At 38.6% G+C, this 24,591-nt stretch carries 21 protein-coding genes; 17 read left to right on the forward strand and 4 right to left on the reverse strand.

The features are described from left to right. The first annotated feature begins 331 nt into the window (after nt 1-331). Nucleotides 332-2,587 (forward strand): acyl-CoA dehydrogenase, encoded by a 2,256-nt coding sequence (locus tag CWB65_RS01120; protein ID WP_058429757.1) that lies wholly within the window; start codon nt 332-334, stop codon nt 2,585-2,587. 190 nt (nt 2,588-2,777) lie between these two features. Here CWB65_RS01120 and CWB65_RS19995 read toward each other — a convergent pair whose 3' ends face one another. Continuing rightward, entirely contained in the window at nt 2,778-2,888 is a 111-nt protein-coding gene (locus tag CWB65_RS19995; RefSeq protein ID WP_235591591.1) for a hypothetical protein, read from the reverse strand. 379 nt (nt 2,889-3,267) lie between these two features. Between CWB65_RS19995 and CWB65_RS01130 the strand changes: the two genes are divergently transcribed. From CWB65_RS01130 to CWB65_RS01165, 8 genes are all read left to right on the forward strand, one after another. After that, on the forward strand, nt 3,268-3,942 hold the full coding sequence (locus CWB65_RS01130) for a hypothetical protein (protein WP_138739655.1): 675 nt from the start codon (nt 3,268-3,270) through the stop codon (nt 3,940-3,942). Nucleotides 3,943-4,553: 611 nt separating this feature from the next. Then, a complete protein-coding gene (locus tag CWB65_RS01135) occupies nt 4,554-4,976 on the forward strand; it encodes a DUF4174 domain-containing protein (protein ID WP_138739656.1) in 423 nt (140 codons plus the stop codon). Between the two features lie 122 nt (nt 4,977-5,098). Further along, nucleotides 5,099-6,055, forward strand: coding sequence for a protein kinase family protein (locus CWB65_RS01140; protein ID WP_138739657.1), 957 nt, complete (start codon nt 5,099-5,101; stop codon nt 6,053-6,055). Between the two features lie 142 nt (nt 6,056-6,197). Then, on the forward strand, nt 6,198-6,827 hold the full coding sequence (upp, locus tag CWB65_RS01145; protein ID WP_006791732.1) for a uracil phosphoribosyltransferase: 630 nt from the start codon (nt 6,198-6,200) through the stop codon (nt 6,825-6,827). A 138-nt stretch (nt 6,828-6,965) separates the two neighbouring features. After that, nucleotides 6,966-8,204: a uracil-xanthine permease family protein gene (locus tag CWB65_RS01150; RefSeq protein ID WP_138739658.1), complete on the forward strand. Its 1,239-nt coding sequence runs from the start codon at nt 6,966-6,968 to the stop codon at nt 8,202-8,204. Nucleotides 8,205-8,348: 144 nt separating this feature from the next. Continuing rightward, a complete protein-coding gene (locus CWB65_RS01155; RefSeq protein ID WP_138739659.1) occupies nt 8,349-10,094 on the forward strand; it encodes an HAD-IIB family hydrolase in 1,746 nt (581 codons plus the stop codon). Continuing rightward, entirely contained in the window at nt 10,087-11,307 is a 1,221-nt protein-coding gene (locus CWB65_RS01160; RefSeq protein ID WP_006791735.1) for a glycosyltransferase family protein, read from the forward strand. The genes CWB65_RS01155 and CWB65_RS01160 overlap by 8 nt, the downstream gene beginning before the upstream one ends. A gap of 40 nt (nt 11,308-11,347) precedes the next feature. Then, nucleotides 11,348-13,126 carry a sugar phosphorylase gene (locus tag CWB65_RS01165; RefSeq protein ID WP_010556278.1) on the forward strand — a complete coding sequence of 593 codons (1,779 nt, stop codon included), beginning with the start codon at nt 11,348-11,350 and terminating at the stop codon, nt 13,124-13,126. Nucleotides 13,127-13,171: 45 nt separating this feature from the next. On the opposite strand, the gene CWB65_RS01170 is transcribed toward CWB65_RS01165, so the two are convergent. Beyond that, nucleotides 13,172-16,015, reverse strand: coding sequence for a TonB-dependent receptor domain-containing protein (locus tag CWB65_RS01170; RefSeq protein WP_138739660.1), 2,844 nt, complete (start codon nt 16,013-16,015; stop codon nt 13,172-13,174). 693 nt (nt 16,016-16,708) lie between these two features. Between CWB65_RS01170 and CWB65_RS01175 the strand changes: the two genes are divergently transcribed. The 5 genes from CWB65_RS01175 to CWB65_RS01195 all read left to right on the forward strand — a co-directional run bounded on the left by CWB65_RS01175 (nt 16,709) and on the right by CWB65_RS01195 (nt 19,964). Beyond that, nucleotides 16,709-17,098 carry a cytochrome b562 gene (locus CWB65_RS01175; RefSeq protein WP_039037452.1) on the forward strand — a complete coding sequence of 130 codons (390 nt, stop codon included), beginning with the start codon at nt 16,709-16,711 and terminating at the stop codon, nt 17,096-17,098. A 9-nt stretch (nt 17,099-17,107) separates the two neighbouring features. Then, on the forward strand, nt 17,108-17,494 hold the full coding sequence (locus CWB65_RS01180; RefSeq protein ID WP_008127939.1) for an OsmC family protein: 387 nt from the start codon (nt 17,108-17,110) through the stop codon (nt 17,492-17,494). Nucleotides 17,495-17,808: 314 nt separating this feature from the next. Beyond that, nucleotides 17,809-18,075 (forward strand): hypothetical protein, encoded by a 267-nt coding sequence (locus CWB65_RS01185; RefSeq protein ID WP_138739661.1) that lies wholly within the window; start codon nt 17,809-17,811, stop codon nt 18,073-18,075. A 153-nt stretch (nt 18,076-18,228) separates the two neighbouring features. Further along, a complete protein-coding gene (locus CWB65_RS01190; protein ID WP_138739662.1) occupies nt 18,229-19,035 on the forward strand; it encodes an alpha/beta fold hydrolase in 807 nt (268 codons plus the stop codon). Between the two features lie 5 nt (nt 19,036-19,040). Further along, nucleotides 19,041-19,964, forward strand: coding sequence for a diguanylate cyclase (locus CWB65_RS01195; protein ID WP_138739663.1), 924 nt, complete (start codon nt 19,041-19,043; stop codon nt 19,962-19,964). Here CWB65_RS01195 and CWB65_RS01200 read toward each other — a convergent pair. Beyond that, nucleotides 19,961-20,998 (reverse strand): metal-dependent hydrolase, encoded by a 1,038-nt coding sequence (locus tag CWB65_RS01200; protein ID WP_138739664.1) that lies wholly within the window; start codon nt 20,996-20,998, stop codon nt 19,961-19,963. The genes CWB65_RS01195 and CWB65_RS01200 overlap by 4 nt on opposite strands. Nucleotides 20,999-21,056: 58 nt before the next feature. Further along, entirely contained in the window at nt 21,057-21,944 is an 888-nt protein-coding gene (locus tag CWB65_RS01205) for a LysR family transcriptional regulator (protein ID WP_138739665.1), read from the reverse strand. Nucleotides 21,945-22,058: 114 nt separating this feature from the next. On the opposite strand from CWB65_RS01205, the gene CWB65_RS01210 reads away from it, so the two are divergent. The 3 genes from CWB65_RS01210 to CWB65_RS01220 all read left to right on the forward strand — a co-directional run bounded on the left by CWB65_RS01210 (nt 22,059) and on the right by CWB65_RS01220 (nt 24,545). Next, complete coding sequence (locus tag CWB65_RS01210) at nt 22,059-23,231, forward strand: MFS transporter (RefSeq protein WP_138739666.1); 1,173 nt, start codon at nt 22,059-22,061, stop codon at nt 23,229-23,231. 145 nt (nt 23,232-23,376) lie between these two features. Further along, nucleotides 23,377-24,192: a 2,5-didehydrogluconate reductase DkgB gene (gene dkgB, locus CWB65_RS01215; protein ID WP_008127928.1), complete on the forward strand. Its 816-nt coding sequence runs from the start codon at nt 23,377-23,379 to the stop codon at nt 24,190-24,192. 65 nt (nt 24,193-24,257) lie between these two features. Beyond that, nucleotides 24,258-24,545: a putative quinol monooxygenase gene (locus CWB65_RS01220; RefSeq protein WP_138739667.1), complete on the forward strand. Its 288-nt coding sequence runs from the start codon at nt 24,258-24,260 to the stop codon at nt 24,543-24,545. Nucleotides 24,546-24,591 lie beyond the last annotated feature (46 nt).

The raw sequence follows: 24,591 nt of genomic DNA on the forward strand, positions 1-24,591 counted from the left end.
TATTTAACGTGTCAACTTACCCTGTTCAATACAATAAATCAGGCTTAAATTTAAAAATTAAAACAGTCTGTATTTAAAAAAAACACCCTAATTCATTACCCGCTTTGCAGATTATTTGCTTTTTGGTGCCTTTGCACGGCGTTTTATCCATCAATCTTAAAAAATTTATCATTTTCAGCGTACAGGTGTAAGCCTTTGTGTTTCAACAGTTTACGTTCGAGTAAAGAAAATAAATTGAAAAAACTGTTAATTAATTGAATAGAGTAATTGATCTAAAGCGATTTTTATGACGTAATGTAGGTATTATTTATCTGGTCGGATGAGTTCAATCATGAGTTTACGTACAAAGTTAAAAAAAGTTTTACCAAGTATTTCTATCACTGAGCAAGAAGCGCTAGACGCGGGTGATGTTTGGCTTGAAGGTTCTATCTATCAAGGTAAGCCTGATTTCAGTGCATTACGCGATGTACCAGCAGCTACACTAACAGCTGACGAACAAGCATTCCTTGACGGCCCTGTACAAGAGCTACTAGGCATGATTGACGATTCAGTAATTCAAAATGGCATTCACTTACCGAATGACATTTTAGAGTTTTTGAAAAAAGAACGTTTCTTCTCGCTTATTATTCCTAAGTCATTTGGCGGTTTAGAGTTTAGCCCTTACGCAAACTCAACAATTGTTGGCACAATTGCGACTAAAAGTTCTGCAGTAGCAGTAACAGTAATGGTACCTAACTCATTAGGTCCGGGTGAGCTACTTCTTCACTTCGGTACGCAAGAGCAACAAGCGCATTACTTACCACGCTTAGCAAACGGCACAGACATCCCATGTTTTGCCCTAACAAGCCCTGAAGCGGGTTCTGATGCAGGCGGCATTCCAGACGTTGGTAAAGTAACCAAAGGCATGCACAACGGCGAAGAAGTTCTTGGCCTAGAAATTACATGGGACAAGCGTTATATCACACTTGCACCAATCGCAACTGTTCTTGGTTTAGCATTTAAAGTAGTTGACCCAGACGGTTTACTAGGTGGTAAAGAAAATCTAGGTATCACGTGTGCCTTAATTCCAAAAGAGCACCCAGGTGTAGAACTTGGTAATCGCCACGATCCAATGGGTATCCGTTTTTACAACGGTACTACACGTGGTAACAAAGTATTTGTACCAATGGATTTTGTTATTGGTGGTCAGAAAAACATCGGCCGTGGTTGGCAAATGCTGGTTAGCTGTTTAGGTGCTGGCCGTGGTATTTCACTACCCGCGCTAGGTGTAAGTACAGCGCAAGTTGCACTTAAATCTGCATCTGAATACGCAGCAGTACGAGAGCAGTTTGGTCTATCAATCGGTCAGTTTGAAGGTATTCAAGAAAAGCTTGCTGACATTGCGGGTAAAACATACCTTCAAGAAGCAATGCGTGTACTTACAACTGAAGGTTTAGGCATGGGCTTAAAACCGTCGGTAGTAACGGCAATTGCTAAATACCACATGACTGAGCTTGGTCGCGACGTATTAGACTCGGCGATGGATATTCAAGCCGGTAAAGCGATTCAAAACGGTCCACAAAATACACTAGCAAGTGGCTACGTTGCACAACCTATTGCAATTACTGTAGAAGGTGCAAACATCCTTACTCGTAACCTGATGATATTTGGTCAAGGTGTTATGCGTTGTCACCCATACTTACAATCTATGGTTGAATCAATCCACAGCGACGACAAAGGCGCTGATGCAGAATTTAACGGTATTTTACGTAAAACAATTGGTTACAGTACAGCAAACAGCTTACGTGCATTCCGTTTAGGTGTATTACCATTTACAGCTGGCGCAAGCTCAGCATTACCAGAAGTACGTGACTACGAAAAAGCAGTACACAAACTATCTGCAAAACTTGCAGTATACGCTGACTTCTCGTTGTTAGTACTTGGCGGTAAATTAAAGCAAGCAGAAATGCTATCAGCACGTTTAGGCGATGTAATGAGCTTCTTGTATGCAGCTATGGCATCAATTAAATACTACGAGCAAAAAGTGGCGAGCAGCGAGCGCGAGCAAGCAGCACCTTACTTCCATTATGCAACTCGTTTTGCACTACAAAGCGCAGAAGAAGCATTGCACAAGTTCTTAGATAACTTCCCTGCAAGTGGTACTCGTAAGTTTATTCGTTTCGTTACAATGAACTACTCAACTAAAATGCCAAAAATCAGCGATGATTTAATCCGCGAATTAGCTGAACAAGCACAGCTTGATACAGCATTTAAAGCGCAAATAACGCATTTAGTTAAGCCTATTGAAGGCGACGGTCATCATATTAACGAGCAAGCTTATAAAGCTAAAATTGCATCACTAGCTGAACTTGCAAAAGTTAAAAAAGCATTACGTGCAAGAACCATCAAGCCAGGTGCTCGTTTTAGCATTACGCTTGAAAACGCACTTGCTGCAAACGTAATTACAGATGCTGAGTTTGCTCAGTTAATTGATTACAACAAGAAACGTGAAAAAGCGATTCGTGTTGATGAGTTCGATTTTGATATGAACATATTAGATGACAACGCACAACCAGTTAACCCACTTAAAAGTGTGGTTAACCAGTAAGCTACAAAGCTAATTCAATGATGCAAAGCGCCAGCAAAATCGGCGCTTTTATTCTTGAGTCACTAATTAGTGTGGAGCCCCTTTTGATTAAAACCAAACGGGGCTTTTTTATGTGTTTTTTAAAGTAGCAATAGATAGCGATATTGGTTTTAAAGCGAATATGTAACGCTAGAGGATTAATAAGAGACGCTCATAATTTTGAAAAAGGGCTAACAACTCCATTAGCAGCTTGTGTTTTAGCTGACATGTTACGTTTTAATAGAATATGGTCTAAAAACGCTTCGACTTCTGAATTTCCCATTGAGCTTGGATGGAGTTTGTTGTGAAAGTGAATAAAGTTTGGACCCAACTCAAATAAGCATTAATAGTTCTTAATGAATACTGTCGAGTGAGAATATAGTCCGCAATGTAATTTAAATACGCAGAGCAAGTTTTTATTTTCAATTCGTCAAATTAGCGCTGTATATATGCACAGCCATGGCTTCGTCGCTCGCATAGTCAAGAAAACGACCCATTCGCTCGTTTTATACTAAGAAGAAAACGCGCGCGGGTGAATTTTAATAACACTGGCAATTAGTTGGCAAGTTTGTTAATAATAAACCAATAAGAAAACGAGCTACGCTGTGGTAGAAATACGCGCGATTAGCTCGCTATAAACATGTTAAATTGCTAATGGAGTTTTGACCATCCGCGACATTTTAGTAACTGATCGTTCAGTAGCAGAGTTCTGCTCAACATTCGATTCAGAAATAACTGAGATAACAAATTTACTCGAACAAAGCGAGTCATGCTTTGAGCACTACTTTAGTGAGCCTGAAAAACAGAAGTACAAATGGGTTCAGGAATTCACTTTTATGACCATAGAGTCTCTTGTTACGGCAACAAGGCTTTTGATTGAAGGTCATATTAATGCTTCAGGTAATACGATGAGAATTTCATATGAATCTCTTTGTTTAGCAATACTACTTAGTGCAGAGAATAATGTATTAATTAGTGAGAGTAAAAAAGCAAAACCTGTAAATTTTTATAAGTCTTATTTACAAGGAAATAAAAATACAAAAGCTCATAAAGCCATAGGTAATGTTTTATTAAACGCTGAGACTTTAGGTTTAATTGAAGGCTATGAATGGCTCGAACAAGCAAAAAATTTTTATAATGGTTATAGCCACGCATCAATAATGACAATGGGTTCATTGATGTTACCTTCGGGCAAGCCAATTATTGCAGGTGGTTTTTATAAGGAGAAAGTAGGCTTATACAAAGATCATTTAAACTTCGTACTCAGGTTTGCAAAACATCTACCCAAGCTTATTGAGGTAGTAGCTTTACGCAATTTAACAAGCGCTTTAAAATGAACAAAAACAGTTGGTTAGGTTCCGCTTCGCTTCACATTATAACCAACAATTTTTGTCCGCTTAAGCGGGCGTTAGCTGCCAATGAAATCTCGAACTATGAGTCTAAATTTACAAGTTTCCAAATTCTGCCTTATTTCCTTCGGCGTTTTTATGGTTATCATATTTGGCACTCCCGTTATTAGTAATTTAATAGTAATGGAGTTAATAGATATTTCAGGGTGTGACTTATCTCCTGCTGGCCCTTCGGAATGTCTAATTTTGGGGGTTGATTTTGGAAATCGATTATTTATATATGAGTCATTTATAAGTTTTATATTTGCCCCATTAGTATTCTTAATTTACTTTTGGGATATTATTTTAATTTGGTTGGTCTGCTATTTAGTTTTACATATCCAAAAATGGCGGTTAAATTACGGCAGCTAACAAGTGACTATGGGAAAGATTAACAAGACACTTATTATAAATTTTGCACTTTAAGCGGGTTAAAACAAAAACAACAACGATACCCATACAAATACTCTACAGCAATAAACGCTAAAAAATAAAATAAGCAAAACCGCAAAGCCAAATAGAACGTATTTTATTTATAAACTCTATTTTTAGGCTATGTTATGAAATATCTCAAATACCTTCCTTTACTCGTATTCAGCGTGTTTTCGAATGCTAGTGAAAGTATTCCATTGAATGACTTATCCAGTTTACGATGGGAAAATCGCCTGATTATATTAAATAAACCTACAGATACTGAGCACGTATTAAGCCTTATGAAAAACAGTTCAGAAGGGATTAATGAGCGACACATAGTTTGGTTTATTTTGAAAGAAAGTGAGGCTTTAACTAACTACTCTGGTCGGTTATCCGAGTCGTTCATGTTAAATGTTAGGCAGCAATATCAACTAAAAAACAATACCGTTACTTTAATAGGAAAAGATGGGGGCATTAAATCTCAAGGAAGCACCATTGATGTTAAAGCACTTTATTCAATTATAGATGCCATGTATATGCGACAGCGAGAAGTACAACTAAAAAATTAAAAATGGGTGCTATTTAAAAATAAAAGCTGTGGGCTTGTTAAAGCATTGGGTTTAATTAAGTACTTTCACTAATAATACCGTCTAATGCTAAACTACAAAAAAATTAATTACTTAATACAGCTATGGCATTTTACCTTTCCTTATTACAGCCTCACTTTAAACATATTGAAATAGGTGCAACACTTACCTCGCTTTGGAGCGGGTGTGGCAGTATTATTGAGTGCAGGCTTGATAATGTGCCTTGTGTTATAAAGGCGATTAGAATACCCAGTCACATAAACCATCCAAAAATTAAGCAAAGCGAATTTGCATTAAAAAGAAAGCGGCAGTCTTATAATGTTGAATATAACTTTTATAAGCATTACAGCCAGCATTTACCTAAAACAGCAAACAGTATTGAATGTGTGAGTGCTATTAATTGTGGCGATGAGTATGTGCTGGTATTTAAAAATTTTACTCAGTTTGGGTTTACGCAAGCCAGCACGTTGCATATAAAGCCAATATTAAAGTGGCTTGCTCACTTTCATGCGTTTAATTTAAATAAGCAACATGATGATTTGTGGGAGCAAGGGTGTTATTGGCATTTAAATACCCGGCCAGATGAATTTAACGCGCTTGTATCAAACCCTAATAATCAGTTTGATATAAAAGCGGCAGCTAAAAAAATAGCTTATCAGCTAGAACACCCTAAGTATAAAACGTTACTACATGGCGATGCTAAAGTGGCCAATTTTGCCGTTAATTCAAATAATGAGATACGTGGTTACGACTTTCAGTACACAGGCGCTGGCGTTGGTATAGTCGATGTTATGTATTTTATGACGAGCTGCTATAGCTGTGAAGAATTACATGCTCATGCAACAAGCGAACTTACCTATTATTTTTATGAGTTAGAACATGCGCTAACTCAGTATCAGCCTAATATACCTGCTCAAGCGGTAACAAAGGAATGGAAAGCGTTGTGGCCTGCTGCTTGGGCTGATTTTTATCGCTTTTTAGCCGGCTGGAGCCCAGAGCATTACAAAATAAATAGTTATATGCATGACCAAGTTGTTAGTTGGTTTGAAACCAACAGCTGAACTTTTACAATTGTGTTGTGCATAAATATCAAACAAACACATATATTTGCGCACAATGTATGAGAATTGGTTTAAAACTACAGGTCAAATGATCATTTTTAATATAAAATATCGCTAATTATTGTCTAAGTAGGTTTTCATCATGGCTATTCACGTTATTACTCATCCACTTGTTCAACATAAATTAGGTTTAATGCGCGCTTTCGGCATTAGCACTAAAAGCTTTCGTGAGCTGTGCTCAGAAGTTGGCACATTATTAACGTACGAAGCAACGAAAAATATTCCCCTTGAAGACAATGAAATAACTAGTTGGGACGGTAACAAACTTAACGTACAGCATATTAAAGGCAAAAAAATTACAGTGGTGCCTATCTTACGTGCAGGTTTAGGTATGATGGATGGTGTTATGCAGTTGTTGCCTGCGGCTAAAGTGAGTGTAGTTGGCCTTCAACGCAACGAAGAAACGCTTGAGCCAATTCCTTATTTTGAGAAGTTGGTTGGTAACATTGAACAACGTCTTAGCTTGGTTATCGACCCGATGCTTGCAACAGGTGGCTCGATGATTGCCACAATAGACATGTTAAAAAAAGCGGGCTGTAAAGAAATCAAAGTTATAGTGTTAGTTGCAGCCCCTGAAGGGGTAGAAAAAACGTTAGCAGCTCACCCTGATGTAGAAATATTTACCGCAGCGGTAGATAGCCACTTAAACGAGAAAGGATATATAGTGCCTGGTTTAGGTGATGCGGGTGATAAAATATTTGGTACGGTGTAGTCGTCATTAATTAGCGTTAATTGTGTTTCGCGTTATGGGCAACGCAATCATTAAAGAGGCTTTCTGAGGAAGGCCTTTTTCGTGTTTGTTTATTACTTTATAACTGCAAAAAGCAATGTTTAAATTTAGGAGTGTGTAGTGAAAAGTAACGCAACGTTTTCAATTAAAACAATTTTAACCGGCGCACAAATGCTATTTGTTGCATTTGGTGCATTGGTACTGGTGCCGTTATTAACGGGACTCGATCCTAGTGTGGCGCTATTTACTGCAGGTGTTGGCACATTACTATTTCAATTAGTGACTAAAGGGCAGGTACCAATATTTTTAGCCTCTTCGTTTGCGTTTATAGCTCCCATTATTGCAGGTGTACAAATGTGGGGCGTACCCGCTACGATGGGCGGATTAATGGCCGCTGGTGTTGCTTATATGTTGTTAGGTTTGTTAGTTAAATTTAAAGGTGTGGCGACTCTTCATAAAATTTTACCACCGGTTGTTGTTGGCCCCGTTATTATGGTGATAGGTTTAGCGCTTGCGCCTGTTGCAGTTAATATGGCAATGGGTAAAACAGGTGATGGCAGCGTTCAGCTTATTGATTACAACAGTGCTATTTTAATTTCCATGTTTTCACTTGTGGTAACGCTTATTTTTGCCGTGTGGGGTAAAGGAGTATTTAAGTTAATTCCTATATTGGCAGGCGTAATATCGGGCTATGGTTTATCGCTTGCGTTGGGGGTAGTACAGTTTGATGCGGTAAGTAATGCACATTGGTTTGCTATTCCAAACTTTACACTGCCAGAGTTTAAATGGCAGGCTATTTTGTTTATGGTGCCTGTGGCCATTGCGCCAGCTATTGAGCATATAGGCGATATGATGGCTATAAGCCAAGTGACTAAAAAAGACTTTTTAAAAAAGCCAGGTCTGCACCGTACTTTGTTTGGTGATGGATTAGCAACGTCTGCAGCATCGTTATTTGGAGGCCCGCCAAACACCACGTACTCAGAGGTGACTGGCGCGGTAATGCTAACTAAAAACTTTAATCCAAAAGTAATGATGTGGACCGCTATTATTGCTATTGCTCTGGCATTTATTGCAAAAATGGGGGCTGGGTTACAAACCATACCGGTGCCTGTGATGGGCGGTATTATGATTTTATTATTTGGTTCGATTGCGGTCGTTGGACTCAATACGTTGGTTAAGTCGGGTGATGATTTAACAGCGCCCCGTAACTTAAGTATTGTTGCCCTTATTTTAGTGTGTGGCATTGGCGGAATGTACATAGGCAGCAGTCAATTTAGTTTAGAGGGCGTTAGCTTGTGTGCCGTTTTAGGTATAGTGCTTAATTTAGTACTCCCCAAAGTAGAGCAACCCGCTGCTTAACTTTGAACATTAGTTAAAATATTTGCACCAATTTGGCGCGTTTTAAACGCGCCTTTTTTATAACCTATTAAAAAGGTTATAAAAATAATGTTGGTCTAGTCCCTGCATTTAGTACTCTGAACACTATGTATTTAAGGAGTTACTATGTCAGAGGCCAATATTGTGGATATAACCCCGTTTTTAGCAAAGCATCAACTGCCTTTAAAGTATCAATATTTGAGTGAGCAGTACTTTGTACCTCTTGCGCATGACATTCTCGAATCAAAAAAATCATCAACTCCTCTTTTTGTTGGCATTAATGGTTGCCAAGGCTCCGGCAAAACAACCCTTGCAGACTTTTTAGTCACGTGGTTTAGCAACAATACGTCGTTAAATACGGTCGCTTTATCAATCGACGATTTTTATCTAGGTAAAGAAAGCCGTAAGCAACTAGCTCAAGACGTACATCCTTTATTTGTAACACGTGGCGTACCCGGTACACACGATACCGACCTGATGAATAAAACAATTACTCAGTTATTAGCCGGTGAGGTGGGCATAGCATTACCACGTTTTAACAAACACCAAGACGACTGCGTTGCAGAGCAAGATTGGGTTAAAAATGTAGCGCCTGTTGATATTGTGTTTTTAGAAGGGTGGTGTGTAGGAAGCGAGCCACAGCCGCTATTTTCACTAAGCGAGCCACTGAATGAATTAGAACAATTAAATGATAAAGAAGGTGTGTGGCGTCGTTGTATAAATAGCTGCTTAGCAAACGAATATAAATCTATTTTTAATAAAATAGATTACAAAGTTATGCTTAAAGCGCCTAGCTTTTCAGATGTTTTTACGTGGCGAAAAGAGCAAGAACAAAAGCTAATAGCTAAAAGTGGTGTTGGTACAGGCACGATGACAGACGAGCAGTTAGTTTATTTTATTTCTCATTTTGAGCGTATAACCCGCGAAAACTTAAATACATTGAGTCGCAAAGCAAACGCACTCATTGAGCTTGATAGCAATCGAGACATAGTAAGCATGCACTTAACAAGTGATGATACCTTAAAGCCTATTATTTTTACTGACTTAGACGGTACTTTACTCGACCATACAGATTACAACACAAGCAATGTAAGTGAGCTACTTCAGCAGTTACAAAGCGCACACATTCCTGTGGTATTTAATACCAGCAAAACATTTTGCGAAGTGATTGAAATAAAAAACGAGTTAAACATTCAGCAACCTTTTATTGTTGAAAATGGCGCAGCAGTATTTATACCGCAAAATTACTTTGAGCTTAAGCCAATAGGCTGTAAAGAAGTAGCAGGTTATTGGTGTTATGCCTTAGCGTCTCCGCTATCAAGCTTGTTAAGTGATTTAGACTCATTAGATGCACAATACAAAGCACACTATAAATTATTTAGTGAGTTAAGTAGCGAGCAAATAAGCGAGCTTACCGGATTAAATAATGCGCAAGCTAAGCGCGCTCAAACACGCGATTACTCCGATCCTTTGTACTGGTATGGCAGTGACGAATTACTCGATACCTTTGTAAATGACGTAACAGCACTTGGCTACGAAATAAAGATAGGTGGCCGATTTATTCATATTGCTAAAAATACAGATAAAAGCGCTGCGCAGCAGTGGTTAGTTAAACAATTTACTCAACATTTTAGAAAGCCTCTCACAGTAATAGCCCTAGGTGATAGCGACAACGATAAGCAGATGTTAGAACACGCTGATATCGCCATCATCATCAATAACCCAAGCAGTAAAAAGCCGGTTAAATTATCGCATAACAAGGCACGTTATTCTCAATCGCCCGCGCCGCAGGGCTGGGTTGAAGAAATAACAACATTGCCAAGCATTAGCAGCATTTTAAATACTATTGAGGAGCAAAAATCACATGGCTGATTTTTATCAAAATGGCATTATCACGACTTTACATAATATTGCAGATAGACCGATTGAAGCACTAGAAGAAGAGCTAATAAGCTTTAGTAAACAACGCCCTATGGGGCTAATTCTCCCTTCTTTATTTAGCGAGTTAGAAGGTCCGGCACTACAAAATATAATAAAAGAGTTAAGAGAAGTGCCGTACTTGTCGCAAATAACAATTGGCTTAGATAGAGCCGATGAGCAGCAATACCGCCATGCACTTGGTTTTTTTAAAGAGTTAAACCAAAATCACAAAGTGTTGTGGAACGACGGCCCACGTTTGCAAGCACTTGATAAAGAGCTTCAAGAATTAGGCGTTGCACCAAGAGAGCTGGGTAAAGGGCGTAACGTTTGGTATTGCATGGGTTATAAGCTTGCAACCGCCGAGGTTGAGTCTATAGCGCTTCATGACTGCGATATTTTAACCTATGACAGAAGCTTACTTGCACGTCTTATTTATCCGGTTGCACACCCTCGTTTTAACTACGAGTTTTGTAAAGGATTTTACCCGCGTACAGCCAACGGCAAAATTAATGGCCGTGTATCGCGTTTATTAGTCACACCTTTGTTGCGCTCATTTAAAACCATTTTAGGTAATACAGACTACCTTGAATATATGGATTCGTTTAGGTACCCATTAGCGGGTGAGTTTTCGTTTAGGCGCGACGTATTAAACGATATTCGTATTCCAAGTGACTGGGGGCTTGAAATAGGCGTATTGAGTGAAATGTATCGAAACTATTCGCATAACCGTTTATGCCAAGTAGATATTGCCGATAACTACGATCACAAACATCAAGCGTTGTCGCTTGACGATCAAAGTGCCGGTTTGTCTAAAATGTCGATTGATATTACGAAGGCATTATTTAGAAAACTCGCTACCCAAGGGGTGACATTTACTAGCGAAACTATTCGTTCATTAAAAGCAACGTACTACCGAATTGGCTTAGATTTTATTGAAACCTACCACAATGATGCATTAATGAACGGACTAACACTGGATGTTCACCAAGAAGAAAAAGCCGTAGAAATGTTTGCACAAAACATTATGGAAGCAGGCCAACACTTTTTAGATAACCCAATGGAAGCGCCATTTGTGCCAAGTTGGAACCGGGTGGTATCGGCTATGCCTGATGTATTTGAACGTTTAAAAGAGGCGGTAGAGCTCGATAACGAAGAATACAGTTAAGTTAAAAAAATAAATATAAAAACGGTTAAAGGAGTCGCGTGTGAGTACAGTGAATGAATTATTTTTACAGCGAGTAGAGCAGCACCTACACATTATTTACCAAGATGTTGAGCTGCCTATATCGATAGCAGAGTTTGCACAGCAACTCATTAAAATTATTTTAGGTGACAGTCCACTTCGCGACCCAACTCCACACACTAACCGATGGGATGAGCAAGACATTGTACTGATTGCTTATGGTGATTCGATTATAAAGCACGACGACACTGAGTTTGCGGTAGCAAACCCAATCGAAGCACCACTAAAAACCTTGCATCGATTTATAAAAGAGCAGTGCGATATGCAAATTAACGCCCTGCATATTTTACCTTTTTACCCGTATAGCTCTGACGAGGGGTTTGCGGTGATGAACTACGTGCAAGTCAACGAGTCGTTAGGTGATTGGGAAGACATAAAACGCATTGCTAAAGATGTAAAGCTAATGGCTGACTTAGTTATTAACCATTGCTCTAGCCGAAGTGTTTGGTTTGAAAATTTTTTAAATGATTTACACCCCGGCAAAGATTACTTTAAAACTGCAAGCTTAAGCGATGATTTAAGCCAAGTTGTGCGTCCGCGCACATCGTCTTTACTCAATACAGTAACAACTCCCAGTGGTGAAAAGCATGTATGGTGTACGTTTAGCCATGATCAAGTTGACTTTGATTTTGCAAACCCGGAAGTTTTGAAAGAGTTTGTAGGCATTATTCGTCATTATTTAGATAACGGTGTGAGGCTTTTTAGGCTCGATGCAGTGGCGTTTTTGTGGAAACAACTTAATACAAGTTGTATTAACCTGCCACAAACCCACGAAGCCGTTAGGCTAATGCGCACACTTATTGAGCATGTTGAGCCAAGTGTGGTGATCATCACTGAGACAAATATACCAAACCAAGAAAACCTGTCGTATTTTGGTAATGCCAATGAAGCGCATGCTATTTATAACTTTGCTTTACCTCCGTTACTACTGCATACCTTATTAAGTGGTGATAGTTCGGCACTCAAGCATTGGATGATGAGCATGCCACCTGCGCAAAACGGTACCGCATACTTTAATTTTATTGCGTCTCATGATGGTATAGGGCTTCGTCCAATTGAGGGATTATTGCAGCCAACTGAAGTGGCGTCGCTGGTCAGTACAACCATGCAATTTGGTGGTCGCGTTTCAATGCGAACCAGTAACGATGGCACCCATACACCATATGAGTTAAATATTGCGTTATTTGATGCAATGCAAGGAACACATAATGGGCCTGACAAATTTGGCTTTGAGCGTTTTATGTGCGCGCATGCCATTATGTTCGCGCTTGAGGGGATACCTGGCTTATATATTCATAGTTTACTTGCCACAACCAACGATTATGAACGTTTTGAAAACTCGCAACACAACAGGGCAATTAATCGCCATCGTTGGCAAGAATCAAAACTGTTAGCCGCAATTGGCGAAAAATACAGCCATCATCACAAAGTGTTCACTTCAATTAAAAACTTATTAGGTGTGCGCAAAAAACAACGTGCATTCCATCCTAATGCCACTCAGTTTACGTTACATCTTTCTGGTGGATTATTTGGCTTTTGGCGCCAGAGTATAGACCGCAGACAAAGTATTTTTTGTGTATTTAATATTAGCGATAAACCGCAAACACTTTTATTAGCTGACTTAAATTTAATTAATACTCAGCAGTGGTTTGACTTAGTGTCAGGAAAAACAATAGAGGAAGGGCAGTTAACGATTGAACTTGAACCGTATCAATGTGTTTGGCTAAGTAATATAAAATAACAAATAGGCCGGGCAAGCGTTGCCTGGCCTATTATTCACTTTAAATTAAAGCTTGTAAGAAAAGCTTACATAACCAAAGCGGCCAATGTTATCGTAGCTTGCGCTACCGGCGCCTGTACCGCGTGTACCGTATGGTAGTTCACGGTTAAATAGGTTATCTACACCTACTTTAACGCCAACACCGCTATCGAAGTTGTAACCTACAGTCATATCGGTAATAAAGTATTTACCGTAGCTCATGTTGCTATTAGGGTTTGAGTTTTGAGCAAGTTCAACATTTGTATAAAGGTCTACTTCGTCAATAAAGCGTGTTTCAACAGTGCTGAAAAAGCGGTCAATTGAGTAGCTTACAGATAGATTTGCTTGCCATTTAGCTTCGCCAGAAGTACCTGCTGCTTCAATAAAGTTGCTTGGATCATCTTGGAAAGGGTAGTCTTTTCGTTCAATTAAGAAAGTACCAATTAAACGTGTTTTAAAGCTACCTTCTAGGGCTTCAAAATCGTAGCCTAGTTCGAAATCAACACCTGATGCTTTTTGACCCGCCACGTTTAATACAGAGTTTTGGATTAACGAAATTTCGCTGTTTGCATCGCGCGTAATTAAATTACAGTACTGGTTGTTGATGCCAGTTGTGCTGTCTACACAGCGGTCAAGAATATCTTGCGCGCTGATTGTATCAATGGCATCTTCAAGTTCAATTTCCCAGTAATCGATAGTTAATACTGCGTTGTCAATAAACTCTGGTTGGTAAACAATACCTACCGTTGTACTTGTTGACTCTTCACCTTTTACGTCACGGTTACCGCTTGTTAAGCCATTTAAAGACGCTGAATCGTAGTCTGAGTTAAAATCATTTGCTACACCTAATGCGGCACAGTTAGCGCGGCGGGTCGTGCTGTTTGACAAGTCATTTAGGTTTTCAGCACGACATGGATCGTCAACACTGTAGAAAGTTTGGCTAGGTGCGCCAAAAACTTCACCAATATTAGGCGCTCTAAGGGCAGCAGATTGCGTTACACGCACGCGTAGCTCGTCGTTTACTGTCCAATCAAGGCCTAGTTTCCAGCTAGTTGCTTCGCCAATAGTACTGTAATCGGCATGGCGTACCGCGGTATCAAACACTAAGTCTTGAATAAGCGGTAAATCAGTTAAGATAGGCATTGAAGCTTCAAAAAACACTTCACGCACGTTAAACGAGCCTTTATCTTCGCCTAGTGCGTTAAAAAATGTACCTTCTGCGTTATCTGGCTCGTTCGTTTCGCTTTCTTCTTTACGATACTCTGCGCCAAAAGCAATACCTACATAACCGGCTGGTAGCTCAAAAATAGCGCCGTTTGCAAGCGAAGCTGATACAACAGTTTGCTCAATGGTGGAGTCGCCAATAGACACTGTGTTTATGTAATCAATGGCTTGTTGGCTTGGTGCGCCAAAGCCCATAATATTAACAGGTACACAGCCATCAGCTTGCGCCTCTGCGCTACGACACACAATATTACCATTTGCATCTTCAACGGCATCAAGCGCATTAAAGTAGTTTGCTAAAATCATGTTAGCGCCATTTTCGCGCTCTAATTCTGTTTTACCGTATACGATTGATGTATCTAGTTCCCAATCTTCAAATACAGTGCCTTGTAAGCCTGTAACAAAACGGGTTGTTTCACGGGTGTTGTTTTCAACGCGGCGGCCTAAGTCAGTCATCATGCGGTTAACCATGATTGACTCAACACCTTCTTCTTCCATACGCGCTTTAATGCTTGGGTCTAGGTATGGGTTATCTAGCTTAATGCTGTTGTCGCTGTCAAAAAAGAAAAACGCAGGTTGGCCTATGCTTTCGCCTTGGCTATTTACATATTTAGCGTCGAAGTAAGCATTTAAATCATCAGTCACATCGTAGTTAACTTTAAAGTTTACGTTGTAACGTTCAAACTCAGGTTGAATTTCTTCAAACTGACCTAGGTTAAAAAAGTCACAGTTAGCACATGAAAGGCCGTCAACATTGTCACCAATGTATAAGTCGCGAGCGGTACTATCTGGGTTGAAGCTATTTGTGTAACCATTTTCTAATGCATAAACACCTGCGTTGTTGATCGCGTAGTAACCAGCGTTAGGTGTTAGTATTTTGTCTGGAAAGTCTGCGCTGTCTTTGTTTTCATCGGTTTGCGCCTGATTACGTAGGCTTCTGAACGATGTGCTAGTCCAAGGGTGGTCTAAAGCATTTAACGACTCTTGTGAAGAATACTCTACTGCAAAAGCTGCATTACCACGATCATCATTAAAGTTTGAACCGTATGAAAAAGTCGCTTTTTTGTTGTTATAGCTATTTAGGTCGGCAAAGCCACGGGTTAGGCTTACATCTAAACCTTCAATATTATCTTTTAAAATAAAGTTAACTACACCCGTTACGGCGTCAGCACCATATACAGCAGAGGCGCCACCAGTAATAATTTCAACACGTTCAATCCATACGCTTGGAATTGTATTAGTGTCAACTGATTGAGAGCCCGCAGAGCTTGATACGTGACGTTTACCGTTTACAAGTACAAGTGTGCGGTCTGTTCCCATATTACGTAAATCAAGGATGTTTAAACCTGCAGTACCTATAAAACGACCAGAGTTAGCCATTGAATAAGTGCTACCCAGTGCAGGAAGGTTATTTAATGCTTCACCAATATTAACAGCGCCACTATTTACAAGTTGATCGCCACTGATTACGGTTACGGGTGCCGGTGCAATTGCGCCTTCACGTAATATGCGTGAGCCTGTTACTTCAACGCGTTCTATTTTTTTTGCTACTTGCTCATCTTGAGCTAATACTGTGCTACTCGCTGTTGCAGCAGCGGTTAGTAGTGCACATTTAATGCTGTTGGAAATTAAAGAATAATGTTTCATGAGTTCCCTAATGGGTGTTTGTTATGAAAAAATGCTTAACAAAATTGGCATAGTTAAAGAGCAACATTGTCATCACATTTGGCTAAAGAACTAACGATTATTACACGCTCGTAAATAAGATTAAACCCTCTGAAAGCCTCTATATTGTTGTATTAAGGTTTGAAATTAATTTTATTTATAGTGTTTTAAGTTGTTACTTTTGTTTAAATTATGATGACAATAAGATAGGGTTTTTCTTGGTTGTTTACCTTTTTTGGCCACGTTGTTTACATTGAGTTATTAATATTAAAATTGGCGCGGTATTTTTGATCTATTTGCTGTTTATTTGACTCGTCAAAGTGATAGTTAAATTGCAGATGTAATTAACAGGTGTGTTTGTTAATTGTGCTATTAAGTTACTTAAATGTATATTTTTGCTGATTTAGCGAGCGGGGCGTTCAATGGTGTTATTAAAATAAATGTTTAAATTGAGTAAATTTCATCATCTTTATTAAATGTGTCGTTATTCATTTGTTGATCTAGATATATTCAATGTTAGTAAGATAGGTAGTTATTTGATTTTAACTTAATGCTGACAATTACCAATAATAAGTTGTAAACCCCCTTTACAGCATATAAAGAGTGATTGCTGATTCGTTACTTTATTCTGTTTACTTGATACAATTTGTATTATCAGTTTTTTTAGGGTTATTCATGAAATACACTTACCTCATTATTGTCATTTTATTTAGCTCGCTCAGTTATGCTAGCGAGACTATTGATCTAGAATTAAACATGAAAAACACAGGGCTTGCTTATAAAAAAGCGGTACAAGCTAGCCAGTTAACAGAGTTTAATACCGCAATTGATGAATTTATTAAGCTGGTTGAAGTAAGCAAAACGGCAAAGTTTTACAAGAAGCCCGAACAGTCGGTTAAGGGGCTTGATAAAGTGCTTACACAAGCAAGGCTTGCTAAACAAGCGGCTAATCAGCAAGGGCTTACTGCTGCTAAAGTACCGCTTAAACGCATTGATGATTTACGAAAAAAATATCATAAACTACATGAGCCACCAGGCTTTTTTGAATTATTGTTTGGAAAGTAAGGAATAGTTATGGAAATTTCGGTTTCATTATTAGAAGGCCAAAAGCAAAGTGCTAAATTTGGTGATTTGGAAGTCATTAGCGATCAGAGTATTTCGGCTGGTGGTGGTGCAGAGCACCCAGAACCATTTGACTACTTTTTAGTGAGTATGGTTTTGTGTGCAGGGTTTTATGCGCGAAAATTTTGTGAGCAACGTGACATTTCTACAGAAGGTATGACACTTACACAAAACAACGAAAATGTAGATGAAAATGGTAAAAAGTTATTTTCAATCGAAATTAATTTGCCTGATGGTTTTCCTCAAAAGTATAAAAAAGCATTAATTGCGGCAGTAAATACATGTACTGTTAAAAAAGTAATTCAAGCTGTGCCTGAGTTTTCTGTTGTTGTAAAATAAATTCACCAATATGTAGGTAACTTTAACGAGTTACCTCTTTCATTTTAATACCCTTGCCTTGCCGCTCACCCTAAAATACGACGTTTTTAGATAGCTATAAACACAACAATTACGAGTTGTAATTTGGTGTATTTTTTATTGGCTTTTCAATATGTGATGCTTTTATAAACACTCCTGATGGCTATTTAAACAAATAAATCAAAAAGTAATCACTTAGTTCAAAAATACTGGCTATTCATGTTTAGGCTGTTATAACTATAAACACAACAATAAAAATAGTTAAATCATATTTACAGTAGATACTGAGGTATTTTATGAGCGACGCAATACAACAAGAACAAATAGATCAAGGGGTAATGGAGACCTTAAGAGAGCGCGACCATAGTGCCTTAGCACAGCAAGTTAACCATCTTGCATGCAACCACAACGATATTATTGAGCTGCTGGCTCACTATATGGCGTTGAGCGAGCAAGAAAATGATGAACTATTTGATGACTGGTACGATAATCTATCAAAAGACCAACATACTGTTTTAAAAGTATTTGAGGTATATAGAGGCCAATACGAACATCAAAATTAAATCTTTATTTAATTAATAGCTTGTATTGGTTGTATACTAAGATTTATTGATAAAGATTATACGGCGGTTAATTTGAGTAAGAGTTAATACAAGTTAGCTTTTAACATTTTGTCGATAACATTACTTATATTACAGATAAAGGCGTGCTTTAAAGTGCTAAATTCAGAATCGATAAAAGCGAGAAACAATGTAAAGGTAATTGGTAGCGGCTCTAAAACATTGCTATTTGGACATGGATTTGGATGTGACCAAAACATGTGGCGTTTTTTAACTCCTTATTTAGATACGCAATTTAGGGTTGTGCTTTTCGATTATGTGGGGTCAGGTAATTCGGATATATCTCAATACGAAAAACAGCGATACAAGAAACTAGAAGGTTATGCATTAGATGTTATAGAAGTATGTACTGCTTTGGAATTATTTGATGTTGTATTTGTTGGTCATTCTGTCAGTAGTATGATTGGTGCCTTGGCTGCTTTTGAAAGGCCTGATTTAATTAGTAAGTTAATTATGGTATGCCCCTCGCCTTGCTTTTTAAATTTCCCGCCAGATTACCAAGGTGGCTTTGATAAAGAAGACTTGCAAGAATTATTAAGCTTAATGGATAAAAATTATATCGGTTGGGCTGATTACCTTGCACCTTTAGTTGTAGGTAATGCTAACTCGGCTGAGTTGATTGGCGAGCTTTCAGGTAGTTTTTGTTCTACCGATCCTGTTATAGCCAAAAATTTCGCAGAGGCGACGTTTTTTTCTGACTATCGTTTTCTATTAAAGAAAATAAAACAACCTACATTAATTTTGCAAAGCCAAGATGATGCTTTGGCGGATGTATCTGTTGGTGAGTTCGTAAAACAAGAGATAGAAACCAGCTCGCTCATTGTTATAGCCGCCCAAGGCCATTGTTTACAAATGACTCATCCCGAGATTGTAAGTGAATCTATTATTAATTACATGCAGTAATTGGTGTGAGTAAATTCAACCCAAATAATGTAACACCAACAACTTATTCAGTTGACTGCTTTCTATGCGGTGCTTTAATAACTGACTCTAAAAATACAATTGTTTATGTAAACAACTATTTTGAAAGCCACTTACTTTGGAAGCCGGACGAGTTAGTGGGTCAAAATATAAATAAAATTTTGACAAAATCGTCAAGAATTTTTTTTCAAAGCTACCTTATTCCCACCGTACTTCATGAGAAAAAGTCTGAAGAAATGCAGTTGATCATTTTTAATGGGCAAGGGCGAAAAACCCCGATGACTATTAACGCGCATATAAATGAAGAGGGATTGGTGTTTTGGAGCCTATTCAATTCATCAAAGCAGGATCAACTTTATGATGAGCTAATAAAAACACGAGAAAAACTAGAAGAGCAGGCTGAAGAGTTAAAGTCATTAGCTTCTACTGACGAGCTAACTAATTTGTTAAACAGAAGAGAAATGAATTACCGCAGTACTTTACTGTTAGAACAATCGTTAAGATCAAAGCAGTCTGTAGCCTTGCTTGTTATAGATATAGATAATTTTAAATTAATTAATGATACTTTTGGCCACTTAGAAGGCGATCGTGTTTTAAAAGAGCTTGGGCAAGCACTAAAAAGTTTTGGACGACAAACCGATTTAATTTCCCGCTATGGTGGTGAAGAATTTTTAATCATGCTATCAGACACAGATAAAAAAGGGGCCTTACTATTTTGTAATAGATTGCATGCCATTATTGCGGACATATTAGTCGATAATAAGCCTGTGACTGTGAGTATAGGTATGACCATAAGTAATACAATAAACACATTTATAGATTTATTTACACAAGCAGACAACGCTGTTTACCAAGCAAAATCGCTTGGTAAAAATAGAACTCAGCTGTTTGGGGACGATAACACTATTTAATGATTAGTATCGTTGTTGCATGTATTGTTGAGGAGTGAATTGCTGGGTTGCCAAATTCTATCCCATATTTTATCCATATCATTGAAGCTTGGACGTTGACTTATTTTGTCAAAATTACTGGCTGTGAGTCCCTCTGAATTTATTTCACCTACTTGAAAATTAAACACATACTGACATTCCATTCCCATGCGCAAGTCTGACAAAATCACTTTGTTTTGCTGCTCTCTTACTGAATAGAACCCTTTTGTAAACCATTGCAAGCGTTTTACACCCCATTCATTTTTAATGTTATTTAATAGCGAGGGATTTGTAGGATATGCACTAAGTGTTACCTCGTCGGGTTCATCAAATACAGAGGCATAGCCTTCATAGTAATGATCGTCAGACATAACAACGACTCGCCAAAGCAAGGTAGTAAGTGGCGCTGGTGTGCTTATATACTTCTCAGACGTAATGTTTTTGTTGTTTAGCGCCGTTTTTACTTTGTCATCAATCATGACTTTCAATGCAAAAGACGTACATAAATAAAGTGAGCTTAATCCAAGCGCAATACTATTAATTTTGTAGGCGGTGTTTGATGATACTTTAGGAAGTAACGTACACACCAATCCTAGCAATAATGGAAGTGTATAAAGGGGATCAATTATAAACATATTTGATAACGCAAAAGGGTACTCAGTAAACGGCCACATTAATTGGGTGCCATATACGGTAAAACTATCTAGCAATGCGTGGGTTGATAAGCACAAAAACACTAACCAAAACCATCTCACTTTGTAAGTTTGCATGCCAGAGTGTAATTTTAATATAAGCCATACGATAAGTGGGCTTATTAATAAATGGATAAAGAAGGAATGGCTAAAACCGCGATGATAAGTAAATGACTCTACAGGGCCGCCATAAGGTAAAAAAACATCTAAGTCGGGCAAGGTGCCAAGCGCTGCACCCCAAAATACCGCTTTACGACCAATTTTATTGCCTAGCACGGCGAAGCCTACAGCACTACCCAAAGCAACCTGTGTTAACGAGTCCATATCAATCCTTTATTAATTATAAGTCTGTTTATACTGATTAAAAGCGTAAAAAGGCCACTTATAATGCAAGCTTTGGTTTTATAAAATCTAAAAATGCAACAATGCGAGACGACACCGCACTGTTTTTGTAATAAACGGCTTGTATATCTTCTCGGTGGTTTGGTGTTTTAATACTATTTGGTAAAACATTGACTAACCTACCAGCTTTTAAATCGTTTCCAATCATTAAATGCGAGAGTAAAGCAATGCCTTGGTTTGCTATACATAGTTGTCTAATTGTTTCGCCGCTGCTTGCTGTGATTTCAAACGAAAGCTTTGAGGGTATGTTAAGAGGCCAGTTATTGAGCGCGGGTGAGTCGGTAAAGCCGATAAGTTTATGTTGGCCCAAATCGCTTGCTTGAGTAAGTTCAGGTGCGTTTTTCAAATACTCAGGGCTTGCGACCAAATGCAATTTACTGGCCCCCAACTTTTTTGCATACAGGTTTGAATCTTTTAAATCACCAATACGTATGGCTAGGTCAGTTTTATGCTCTAGTAAATCAATAATGCTGTCGTGAGAGGTAATATCAAGCGTAATGTGGGGGTACTGCATATTAAACTCAGCAATCAAAGGTACCAATTGATGCAGTACAAAAGGGCTTGCTGCATCAATACGTAACTTTCCACTGGGCGACTGTTTTAACAGTTTGATTGCCTCTTCGCCGGTTTGTAAGGTGTTTAAGCCATCACGAGCATATTTAATAAAGGTATGGCCCTCTTCGGTTAGCTCTAATCGGCGGGTGGTCCTGTTTAGTAACGTACATTGTAGCGTATTTTCAAGACGAGACACGGCACGCGACACTTTTGCTACTTGCTGATTAAGCAAGTTCGCGGCTGCTGAAAAACTCCCGCTATCTACTACCGTTAAAAACATTTCTAAGTCTTCGGTTTTTGCATGCTGAGCCATATTTTAGCACCTTACTTTTGCATTTATTACAAAAGTATTTTGTCACTAATGCTATTTTTTGCAAACACATTTTTAGTCAAACTGTAAGTCTTAACTAATAATGAGGATTTAATTATGCCATTGGCTTTGTGGGCGCTCACCTTAAGCGCATTTGCAATAGGAACAACCGAGTTTGTAATAGTGGGATTAGTGCCTACTATTGCAAACGATTTAGGCGTAAGCCTACCTTCAGCGGGTTTGCTAGTGAGTTTATATGCGGTAGGTGTGGCTATTGGTGCACCGGTACTTACTGCACTCACCGGGAAATGGAATCGTAAAATTGTACTTATAAGCTTAATGGGCTTATTTGTGCTGGGGAATTTATTAGCATGGCAAGCGCCAAGTTATGAAACATTAATACTTGCGCGTATTTTAACAGGCTTAGCCCACGGGGTGTTTTTCTCAATTGGTTCTATGATTGCCACAAGCTTAGTAAGTAAAGATAAAGAGGCCAGCGCTATTGCAATTATGTTTACGGGACTCACGGTTGCACTTGTAACAGGAGTGCCATTAGGAACGTGGATAGGCCAGTATTTTGGCTGGCGTGCAACATTTTTAGTGGTATCAGTGTTGGGCTTAATTGCTTTGGTAGGAAGTGCTATTTTGGTACCCAAAAACTTGAAGCAGTCTATCCCTGCAACCTTTAAAGAACAGCTTCAGGTTATTGTTAAACCGCGCTTATTACTCGTATATTTAATGACTATTTTAGGCTATGGCGGCACGTTTACAGCATTTACTTATTTAGCGCCGATTTTAGAGCAGGAAACTGGCTTTGCACCCTCAGCTATTGGTTTAATTATGCTGGTTTATGGTGCATCTGTAGCGGTAGGCAATATTTGGGGTGGAAAACTTGCGGATAAACGCGGACCAATAAGTGCACTCAGTATTATATTTAGTGCTCTTAGCATTATTTTATTGGCACTTACATTTACCATGGATAATAAAGTAGCTGCCGTACTTACCATTTTAGTTTGGGGCGCCTTTGCGTTTGGTAACGTGCCAGGCTTACAGCTTTACGTTGTAAAACAAGCACAAAAACATACACCTAATGCTGTGGATGTTGCATCTGGATTAAATATAGCCGCTTTTAATATTGGTATTGCACTTGGCTCAATCATTGGTGGAAGCGTAGTGGAAAGTATGACTCTGCGAGACACAGCATGGATAGGCGCCGTCATTTCTGTATTGGCACTTATAGTGACTCGTTACAGTGGCTTGCTCGATAAGTGTGAAATTCAGCGAGCATAAAGTGTAAACTTTGTATCATTAAACCCTTGAAACGCATTTTTATAACCTCATAGCTACTGTGAGGTTATTTTTTGAGAAAGTAAAAGGTGTATTTTTTAACGCTATTCAATAGCTGTATTTTAAACCAACGTATAAGGATAGATTCATGACACAACGTGTAATTGAAATGCCGAATTTAGGTGTTGGAACATTTCGTTTAGAAGGCGATACTGCATACAACTCGGTAAAAATGGCATTAGATGTCGGGTTTCGCCATATAGACACAGCGCAAATTTATGGTAACGAAGAGCAAGTAGGCCAAGCTATAAAAGATAGTAACATTCCGCGCAGCGAAATATTTTTAACGACTAAAGTGTGGAATAACAAACTCAATAAAACTGATTTTATTGCAAGCGTAGAAAAGTCTTTAGAAAAGCTGCAAGTAGACTCTGTTGATTTATTGCTTATTCATTGGCCTGCGCCATCAAACGATGAGCCAATGAGTGAGTACCTAACTGAGCTTTTAAAAGCTAAACAGCTTGGTTTAACAAAACATATTGGCGTGTCTAATTTCACTATTGCAAACTTAAACGAAGCAATGCAAACGCTAGACTCGCGTGAAATATTTACTAACCAAGTTGAGGTACATCCTTACTTAACCAATACAAAATTACGTGCGTTTTGCGCTCAGCACGGTATACACGTAACGGCTTATATGCCGTTTGTGGTCGGTAAAGTACTAAAAGATGAAACGATTCTTGATATAGCGAATAAGCATAACGCTTCACCTGCGCAAATTGTAATTGCTTGGGAAAACGCAAATGATATGACTACTATTCCATCGTCAACCAAGCGTAAAAACTTGGAAGATAACTTTAACGACCATGTTAAGTTAGACGATGAAGACATTGCCCGTATTGATGCACTTGATTGTGGCGACCGCCAAGCAACGCCTGATTTTGCGCCGCAGTGGGATCAGTAATAAAATACGCAAAACAACATTAGGTGTAGCAAAACTGCACCTTTGTTTTTTAAAAAGGACTGATCATGTTAACGGTAATTGCCACAATCGCGAGCAAAAATATTGATGCAGAAGTTGTATTAAGCGCACTCGAAAATCTACAAAAGTACTCGCGCCAAGAAGTTGGCTGTCTACGTTATGAGCTATCGGTAAAAAGTGACGCGCAGCAAACGACTTATTTAGTGACTGAACAGTGGGCATCAGATGAGCATTTTGAATCGCACAAAAACGAGCCACATTTTAAAGCTTTTGGAACACAAGTTACCGGGCTTCTAACAAACAGTAATATTGACGTTTACAACACCATTGGCTAGTAAAAAGCACTCTTATTAGTTAGTAAAATACAGTGGCGACGTAAAC

Source organism: Pseudoalteromonas sp. S554, from assembly GCF_005930865.1.
Taxonomy (GTDB): Bacteria; Pseudomonadota; Gammaproteobacteria; order Enterobacterales; family Alteromonadaceae; genus Pseudoalteromonas; species Pseudoalteromonas marina.

Coding starts and splice junctions, on each gene's coding strand:
- CWB65_RS01170 (WP_138739660.1), bottom strand. CDS start 16,015: ATGAAACATTATTCTTTAATTTCCAACAGCATTAAATGTGCACTACTA.
- CWB65_RS01200 (WP_138739664.1), bottom strand. CDS start 20,998: ATGGACTCGTTAACACAGGTTGCTTTGGGTAGTGCTGTAGGCTTCGCC.
- CWB65_RS01180 (WP_008127939.1), top strand. CDS start 17,108: ATGGAAATTTCGGTTTCATTATTAGAAGGCCAAAAGCAAAGTGCTAAA.
- CWB65_RS01120 (WP_058429757.1), top strand. CDS start 332: ATGAGTTTACGTACAAAGTTAAAAAAAGTTTTACCAAGTATTTCTATC.
- CWB65_RS19995 (WP_235591591.1), bottom strand. CDS start 2,888: ATGGGAAATTCAGAAGTCGAAGCGTTTTTAGACCATATTCTATTAAAA.
- CWB65_RS01205 (WP_138739665.1), bottom strand. CDS start 21,944: ATGGCTCAGCATGCAAAAACCGAAGACTTAGAAATGTTTTTAACGGTA.
- CWB65_RS01155 (WP_138739659.1), top strand. CDS start 8,349: ATGTCAGAGGCCAATATTGTGGATATAACCCCGTTTTTAGCAAAGCAT.
- CWB65_RS01220 (WP_138739667.1), top strand. CDS start 24,258: ATGTTAACGGTAATTGCCACAATCGCGAGCAAAAATATTGATGCAGAA.
- CWB65_RS01175 (WP_039037452.1), top strand. CDS start 16,709: ATGAAATACACTTACCTCATTATTGTCATTTTATTTAGCTCGCTCAGT.
- CWB65_RS01135 (WP_138739656.1), top strand. CDS start 4,554: ATGAAATATCTCAAATACCTTCCTTTACTCGTATTCAGCGTGTTTTCG.
- CWB65_RS01160 (WP_006791735.1), top strand. CDS start 10,087: ATGGCTGATTTTTATCAAAATGGCATTATCACGACTTTACATAATATT.
- CWB65_RS01140 (WP_138739657.1), top strand. CDS start 5,099: ATGGCATTTTACCTTTCCTTATTACAGCCTCACTTTAAACATATTGAA.
- dkgB (WP_008127928.1), top strand. CDS start 23,377: ATGACACAACGTGTAATTGAAATGCCGAATTTAGGTGTTGGAACATTT.
- upp (WP_006791732.1), top strand. CDS start 6,198: ATGGCTATTCACGTTATTACTCATCCACTTGTTCAACATAAATTAGGT.
- CWB65_RS01185 (WP_138739661.1), top strand. CDS start 17,809: ATGAGCGACGCAATACAACAAGAACAAATAGATCAAGGGGTAATGGAG.
- CWB65_RS01210 (WP_138739666.1), top strand. CDS start 22,059: ATGCCATTGGCTTTGTGGGCGCTCACCTTAAGCGCATTTGCAATAGGA.